The following is a 2594-nucleotide window of genomic DNA, read 5'->3' on the forward strand; positions in this document are numbered from 1 at the left end:
GTGTACGTACAAGCAGTAGGAGCACCTTCGTGGTGTGACTGCGTACCTTTTGTATAATGGGTCAGCGACTTATATTCAGTGGCAAGGTTAACCATCTAGGGGAGCCGTAGGGAAACCGAGTCTTAACTGGGCGCTCAGTCTCTGGATATAGACCCGAAACCAGGTGATCTAGCCATGGGCAGGTTGAAGGTTGAGTAACATCAACTGGAGGACCGAACCGACTAATGTTGAAAAATTAGCGGATGACTTGTGGCTAGGGGTGAAAGGCCAATCAAACCTGGAGATAGCTGGTTCTCCCCGAAAGCTATTTAGGTAGCGCCTCGGACGAATACTACTGGGGGTAGAGCACTGTTAAGGCTAGGGGGTCATCCCGACTTACCAACCCTTTGCAAACTCCGAATACCAGTAAGTACTATCCGGGAGACACACGGCGGGTGCTAACGTCCGTCGTGGAGAGGGAAACAACCCAGACCGCCAGCTAAGGTCCCAAATTATAGCTAAGTGGGAAACGATGTGGGAAGGCTTAGACAGCTAGGATGTTGGCTTAGAAGCAGCCATCATTTAAAGAAAGCGTAATAGCTCACTAGTCGAGTCGGCCTGCGCGGAAGATGTAACGGGGCTAAGCTATAAACCGAAGCTGCGGCAATGCGATTTATCGTATTGGGTAGGGGAGCGTTCTGTAAGCCGTTGAAGGTGAGTTGTAAAGCTTGCTGGAGGTATCAGAAGTGCGAATGCTGACATGAGTAACGATAAAGGGGGTGAAAAACCCCCTCGCCGGAAGACCAAGGGTTCCTGTCCAACGTTAATCGGGGCAGGGTAAGTCGACCCCTAAGGCGAGGCTGAAAAGCGTAGTCGATGGGAAACGGGTTAATATTCCCGTACTTCTTACAATTGCGATGGGGGGACGGAGAAGGCTAGGTGGGCCTGGCGACGGTTGTCCAGGTTCAAGTGCGTAGGCTTAAGAGTTAGGTAAATCCGGCTCTTTTTAAGGCTGAGACACGACGTCGAGCTACTACGGTAGTGAAGTCATTGATGCCATGCTTCCAGGAAAAGCCTCTAAGCTTCAGATTGTAAGGAATCGTACCCCAAACCGACACAGGTGGTCGGGTAGAGAATACCAAGGCGCTTGAGAGAACTCGGGTGAAGGAACTAGGCAAAATGGTACCGTAACTTCGGGAGAAGGTACGCTCTTGACGGTGAAGTCCCTTGCGGATGGAGCTATTGAGAGTCGCAGATACCAGGTGGCTGCAACTGTTTATTAAAAACACAGCACTGTGCAAAATCGTAAGATGACGTATACGGTGTGACGCCTGCCCGGTGCCGGAAGGTTAATTGATGGGGTTAGACTTAGGTCGAAGCTCTTGATCGAAGCCCCGGTAAACGGCGGCCGTAACTATAACGGTCCTAAGGTAGCGAAATTCCTTGTCGGGTAAGTTCCGACCTGCACGAATGGCGTAATGATGGCCACGCTGTCTCCACCCGAGACTCAGTGAAATTGAAATCGCTGTGAAGATGCAGTGTACCCGCGGCTAGACGGAAAGACCCCGTGAACCTTTACTACAGCTTGGCACTGAACATTGAGCCTACATGTGTAGGATAGGTGGGAGGCTTTGAAGCAAGTACGCCAGTATTTGTGGAGCCGACCTTGAAATACCACCCTTGTATGTTTGATGTTCTAACTTAGCCCCATTATCTGGGGTGAGGACAGTGCCTGGTGGGTAGTTTGACTGGGGCGGTCTCCTCCCAAAGAGTAACGGAGGAGCACGAAGGTGGGCTAATCACGGTTGGACATCGTGAGGTTAGTGCAATGGCATAAGCCCGCTTGACTGCGAGAATGACAATTCGAGCAGGTGCGAAAGCAGGTCATAGTGATCCGGTGGTTCTGAATGGAAGGGCCATCGCTCAACGGATAAAAGGTACTCCGGGGATAACAGGCTGATACCGCCCAAGAGTTCATATCGACGGCGGTGTTTGGCACCTCGATGTCGGCTCATCACATCCTGGGGCTGAAGTCGGTCCCAAGGGTATGGCTGTTCGCCATTTAAAGTGGTACGCGAGCTGGGTTTAGAACGTCGTGAGACAGTTCGGTCCCTATCTGCCGTGGGCGTTGGAAGATTGAAGGGGGCTGCTCCTAGTACGAGAGGACCGGAGTGGACGAACCTCTGGTGTTCGGGTTGTGTCGCCAGACGCATTGCCCGGTAGCTAAGTTCGGAATCGATAACCGCTGAAAGCATCTAAGCGGGAAGCGAGCCCTGAGATGAGTCTTCCCTGGCACTTTAAGTGCCCTTAAGGGTTGTTCGAGACTAGAACGTTGATAGGCAGGGTGTGTAAGCGTTGTGAGGCGTTGAGCTAACCTGTACTAATTGCCCGTGAGGCTTAACCATACAACACCCAAGGGGTTTTGATGGACTCGAAGTAAGAACATTGAATGTGTTAAGAATTTAAAAACAGCTTTCCAGATTAAAGAATTTGCTTGGCGACCATAGCGATTTGGACCCACCTGATTTCCATTCCGAACTCAGAAGTGAAACGAATTAGCGCCGATGGTAGTGTGGGGCTTCCCCATGTGAGAGTAGGACATCGCCAGGCTTTAA

At 51.2% G+C, this 2594-nt stretch carries 2 rRNA genes; both read left to right on the forward strand.

Going from position 1 to position 2594, the window contains the following annotated elements:
- Positions 1-2384, forward strand: a 23S ribosomal RNA gene (locus ACQEXU_RS21825); the annotation flags it as partial.
- Positions 2385-2472: 88 nt separating this feature from the next.
- A 5S ribosomal RNA gene (gene rrf, locus ACQEXU_RS21830) occupies positions 2473-2589 on the forward strand.
- The last annotated feature ends 5 nt before the right edge of the window (positions 2590-2594 follow it).

This window comes from Vibrio sp. TRT 21S02 (assembly GCF_050113675.1).
Taxonomy (GTDB): Bacteria; Pseudomonadota; Gammaproteobacteria; order Enterobacterales; family Vibrionaceae; genus Vibrio.